This is a genomic window from Bacillus cereus group sp. BfR-BA-01524, assembly GCF_022662595.1.
Taxonomy (GTDB): Bacteria; Bacillota; Bacilli; order Bacillales; family Bacillaceae_G; genus Bacillus_A; species Bacillus_A thuringiensis_S.
The window spans coordinates 1-4,727 of sequence record NZ_JAKUDW010000179.1 but is presented as its reverse complement, the minus strand read 5'-3'; the positions used below and the strand labels follow the sequence as shown (position 1 = coordinate 4,727).

Sequence of the window (4,727 nt, the reverse complement as noted above, 5' to 3'; positions counted from 1 at the left end):
ACGCTCCGCTACGTTATTACTCATAATCACTGTCCCGCCATCTGGTAAGTCTTTTAAGCTTTTATATTTCTTAGAATAAATGCCCATTGGCTCTAAATGGATTTTTCCTGCGTTTACAATTTTATATCCTTTTTCTTGGATTTCTTTATCTAAGTAAGGAATGTGTTGGAAGTAGTTCGCATCAATTTCCTTATCCGCTAACGCTTTATTCGGCAACACATAATCTTGGAATTTTTTAATTTCTAATTTAATACCCTTTTTCTCTAATATCGGCTGTGCCTTTTCTAAAATAACAGCGTGCGGCACGTTAGAAGCTCCAACAACAAGCTTATTCTCCTCTTTCCCTCCGCAAGCAGCTAATGTAAATACAGACAGCGCTGTAACAACTGACAATAGAATCTTTTTCATATGATGTCCCCTTCTCCCCAATAGTTATGTAGTTATGAAAAAGAGCTGGCATCAGACCAGCCCTTTTCAGCAATTATTCTTTTACAGGAACAACTGCCCCTTTATATTCTTTATTAATGAAGTCTTCAATCTCTTTAGAATGTAATACTTCCACAAGAGCTTTAATCTCTTTCTTATCTTTATCGCCTTTACGAACAGCTACTATGTTTGCGTACGGTGAATCATTTCCTTCAATTGCAATTGCATCTTTTTCCGGATTTAACTTTGCATCAATTGCATAGTTAGAGTTAATTAAAACAGCATCGCCTTCTTTATTGTTATACACTTGTGGCAATAAACCAGGCTCGATATCCGTTTTAAATTTTAGATTTTTCGGATTATCTGCAATATCTTTTGGAGTTGCTTTAACTGGATCTACTCCGTCTTTAATTTTTAAAATGCCTTCTTTTTGTAAAATCGCTAAACCACGTCCATGGTCAGCAACTGAATTACTCATAATAATTGTTGCACCGTCTGGAAGCTCTTTTAAGCTCTTATATTTTTGAGAATATACACCAATCGGTTCTAAATGAATTTTTCCTGCTATTTCAAAATCATATTTTTTATCTTTAATTTCTTTTTCTAAATACGGAATGTGCTGGAAGTAGTTTGCATCTAAATCTTTATCCGCTAACGATTTATTTGGTAATACGTAGTCTTGGAATTTTTTAATTTCTAACTCGATTCCTTTTTTCTCAAGTAACGGTTTTGCCTTTTCTAAAATAACAGCGTGCGGTACGTTAGAAGCACCAACAACAAGTTTCTTTTCATCTTTATCTTTCCCGCCACAAGCAGCTAAACCAAAAATTGAAGTTGAAATAAGTGCCGTAAGTAATAATTTTTTCATTTGAAACATCCTCCCGTTTTTTATTATCGTTTATCTATTCGAGTCGTTAAACTATCACCAATCCACTGAATTAAAAATACAACTAGTAATACACAAATTGTCGCAACAATTGTTACATCGTTATTCCCTCTCTGGAATCCTTCTAAGTAAGCAAGTGTCCCAAGGCCACCAGCACCAACAACTCCCGCCATTGCTGTATAGCCTACTAAAGCAATTGTCGTAACCGTAATACCAGATACTAATGCTGGTAACGATTCTGGAATCAATACTTTTAAAATAATTGTGCTTGTTTTTGCTCCCATTGCTTTTGAAGCTTCAATTACACCTTTATCAATTTCACGAAGTGCGATTTCAACCATTCTCGCGTAGAATGGTGCCGCTCCAATAATTAAAGCCGGCAGCGCTGCACTTGCTCCAAGAATTGTTCCAAGAAGAATCTTTGTGAATGGGATTAATAAAATAATTAAAATGATGAACGGTATAGAACGGAATATATTTACGAATGCTCCAATCACCGTATTAATTGATTTGTTTTCCCATAAATTATCTTTCGCTGTCATGAAGAGTAACAATCCTAAAATTAGTCCTAAAACAAATGTCGCAAGAGCTGCGATTGCCGTCATATATAACGTTTCACCAGTTGCTTCTAACATTTGATTCCAATCAACATTTGCGAGTAACTTATCCATGTGCAATCACCTCCAGCTCTACTTGATCTTGATGAATTCCTTCTATTGCTTGCTGGATCGCTGTTTCCTCACCATTTAAATGAACAACTAAACTACCGTAAGAACCGTTATTCGTTTGTGCGATATTTCCTTGCAAAATGCTAACTTCTATATCACTGCGTTGCATCAATCGTTGAAGCACTGGTCTTTCTACAGCCTCACCGATAAACTGCAAACGAATCACTTTTCCATCTGGATATTTTTCAATTAAACTTTCAATCGTTTCATTTGTATCTTCAGAATCTGTTAACTGCTGTACAAATCGTTTCGTAATATCTTGCTTCGGATTACGGAATACATCAAGTACTGGACCCGTTTCTACAATCTTTCCTCTCTCCATTACCGCCACTCGATTACAAATCTTTCGAATTACGTGCATCTCATGTGTAATGAGTACAATTGTTAAACCAAGGCGCTTATTAATGTCTAATAGTAAATCCAAAATTTGATCTGTCGTTTCTGGATCAAGAGCTGACGTTGCTTCATCACATAAAAGTACTTGTGGGTTGTTAGCTAATGCTCTTGCAATCCCAACGCGTTGTTTTTGTCCCCCGCTCAGCTGAGATGGGTACGCGTCTCCTCTTCCTTCTAATCCAACAAGATGAATTAATTCATCAACACGTTTTCTTCTCTTCGTTTTATCAACACCTGCAATTTCAAGTGGAAACTCTATATTTTCACGTACAGTTCGTGACCAAAGTAAGTTAAAGTGCTGAAAAATCATTCCGATTTCTTGCCTTGCCTTACGAAGTTCACTTCCTGTAATTGCTGATATAACACGATTCGCAATTGTAATTTGGCCAGAAGTCGGTTTCTCTAACTGATTAAACAATCTGATTAAAGAACTTTTCCCAGCGCCGCTATATCCGATAACACCAAATATTTCGCCTTTTTCTATTTTTAAATTGGCGTTATCTACAGCAGTGACATCACCGCTTTTCGCCTTATATATTTTCCTTACATTCTCTAATAGAATCATGATGTTCACCCCTTTTTTGTTTAGATAGACTCCGCATTTTTTTTATTTTTGATGCGTGTAGTCCACCGCTATCACTACTTTTATTATTTGAATGTCCTCCACATTCAAACAATAAAAAAACCTTTCTGCTTTAGAGAAGCAGAAAGGTTTATATGCGTATATAACAACATTATCCCTCTCTCTCATCTCTCAAAGCATTTGCTTTGCAGGAATTGGCACCATTTCAACATAAGTTGACGGTTGCCGGGCTTCACAGGGCACAGTCCCTCCACCTCTCTTAATAAGAGAAATCAGATTCAATTTTCGTCTGATTTGAAATTTATGAAATTGTCTATATTTTATGACTTGAATTGTATCAATATACACTTACCATGTCAACAGAAATTTTTGCAAAAAATGAAACTTCAGAATTTTAAGCACCTACTGACATCGGTTTACATATATGAAACATTGATTCAACTAATAACATCGTTTGGTACGTTCCCGAATATTGTACACGCCCATCGTTCATTAACATTTGCAATCGTACATTTCCATTCACCAATTGCTCTATATCTTTTTCATCTAAGCAAATGATTTGTTCCGTTCCTCTTTCCTCATGTAGCAGCTCTATATAATCTCTTGAAATTTGTAACGAACAACTTTCATCTCTAAAACGGAAATTAACAGTTTTTTCCTCTCGTCTTAAAAGCGGTTCTAAATGATATTGACCATTAGCGTAATTTACAAATGATTGAAGCAAAGAATATAATCTCACCCTAAATCACATCCTTCATATCACTTTCTATTACATACCATTCCCTCTCACTAAAGAGCAATCCTGTTATTTTCGCTCGACAAATACTGTATCCATCCTGCATCTCGACATATTTCCCAAGAAATATGTCGAGGCGGCAAAAATTTTGCCGCCTACTTTAATTCCGTATATAAATATTCAACCGAATGAAATGCATATATCTTCTTCATCAGTGTCCCATTTTCAAAAACAAGTAAACAAGGTACACTTTCAATCCCATACTCTTTCGCTAAATGCGGAGCATAATTTAAATCTAACATCCCAATTTTGAGGCCTTCAATTGTCATCTCAACGACTGTTAACATCTTTTTTGCTAATTGGCATGTTCCACACATTGGAGTATATACATATAACACTGTTTTTTCTTCGTTCTCTATTAGGGCTGTAGCTTCGGCTCCTGTCCAATCAATCACTTCTATCATTCCTTACCGTAAATATTCTGTATAAACGTCAATGTCGGCTCCCCATAATACATTTGCTAAGTGTGTAGATGGCGCAGTTGCCACTTCTCGGTACGAGCGATCAATATAGATATGCTCGGCTTGCGGAAATTCTTTTCGAAATTGTTTCCTTAACTTTTCTCCAGCATCATCAGCATCCACTAGCACATACACTTCCTTATCAAAAAACTGATCAACGAGCTCATCCATTTTCGACAAACCAATTGTACCATTTGTACAAACAATTTCCACCGGTTCACGAATAATAGATTCAATCTTTCTTCTATCTGATGTACCTTCTACAATAATGACTTTTTCTACATAAATCATATGTCATCACCCGATCACCATATACTATATAACCTTGAACTTAGTATATAGTATATTCGTTATTTTCATGTTGTTTCCTGTTTATTTTTGCAAAAGAAAAGCGGAAGCGACTGTTTAGCCCTGTTGGCTAAGGTTCTTCCGTACAGAAGACGCTTTTTGT

Annotated in this window: 6 protein-coding genes, 1 pseudogene and 1 riboswitch; all 7 genes and pseudogenes read right to left on the bottom strand. The window is 36.0% G+C overall.

The genetic code is table 11. From position 1 onward, the window contains the following. Window positions 1-408, bottom strand: a pseudogene (gene metQ / locus MR170_RS29770) (methionine ABC transporter substrate-binding lipoprotein MetQ); the annotation flags it as partial. Between the two features lie 73 nt (window positions 409-481). Then, window positions 482-1,294: a methionine ABC transporter substrate-binding lipoprotein MetQ gene (gene metQ / locus MR170_RS29765; RefSeq protein WP_043935771.1), complete on the bottom strand. Its 813-nt coding sequence runs from the start codon at window positions 1,292-1,294 to the stop codon at window positions 482-484. Window positions 1,295-1,317: 23 nt separating this feature from the next. Next, a complete protein-coding gene (locus MR170_RS29760; RefSeq protein ID WP_000359401.1) occupies window positions 1,318-1,983 on the bottom strand; it encodes a methionine ABC transporter permease in 666 nt (221 codons plus the stop codon). After that, window positions 1,976-3,001 (bottom strand): methionine ABC transporter ATP-binding protein, encoded by a 1,026-nt coding sequence (locus tag MR170_RS29755; protein ID WP_000601791.1) that lies wholly within the window; start codon window positions 2,999-3,001, stop codon window positions 1,976-1,978. Before MR170_RS29755 ends, MR170_RS29760 begins: the two co-directional genes overlap by 8 nt. Window positions 3,002-3,180: 179 nt before the next feature. Next, window positions 3,181-3,288, bottom strand: a riboswitch (SAM riboswitch). Between the two features lie 125 nt (window positions 3,289-3,413). Further along, complete coding sequence (locus tag MR170_RS29750) at window positions 3,414-3,758, bottom strand: hypothetical protein (protein WP_242310478.1); 345 nt, start codon at window positions 3,756-3,758, stop codon at window positions 3,414-3,416. 152 nt (window positions 3,759-3,910) lie between these two features. Continuing rightward, a complete protein-coding gene (locus MR170_RS29745; RefSeq protein WP_002025020.1) occupies window positions 3,911-4,219 on the bottom strand; it encodes a thioredoxin family protein in 309 nt (102 codons plus the stop codon). 3 nt (window positions 4,220-4,222) lie between these two features. Then, window positions 4,223-4,567 carry a toprim domain-containing protein gene (locus MR170_RS29740; RefSeq protein WP_000640870.1) on the bottom strand — a complete coding sequence of 115 codons (345 nt, stop codon included), beginning with the start codon at window positions 4,565-4,567 and terminating at the stop codon, window positions 4,223-4,225. Window positions 4,568-4,727 lie beyond the last annotated feature (160 nt).

Bases quoted from the DNA above. Each gene is read 5' to 3' on its own strand.
- MR170_RS29755 (WP_000601791.1), bottom strand. From the start codon at position 3,001: ATGATTCTATTAGAGAATGTAAGGAAAATATATAAGGCGAAAAGCGGT.
- MR170_RS29740 (WP_000640870.1), bottom strand. From the start codon at position 4,567: ATGATTTATGTAGAAAAAGTCATTATTGTAGAAGGTACATCAGATAGA.
- MR170_RS29745 (WP_002025020.1), bottom strand. From the start codon at position 4,219: ATGATAGAAGTGATTGATTGGACAGGAGCCGAAGCTACAGCCCTAATA.
- MR170_RS29760 (WP_000359401.1), bottom strand. From the start codon at position 1,983: ATGGATAAGTTACTCGCAAATGTTGATTGGAATCAAATGTTAGAAGCA.
- metQ (WP_043935771.1), bottom strand. From the start codon at position 1,294: ATGAAAAAATTATTACTTACGGCACTTATTTCAACTTCAATTTTTGGT.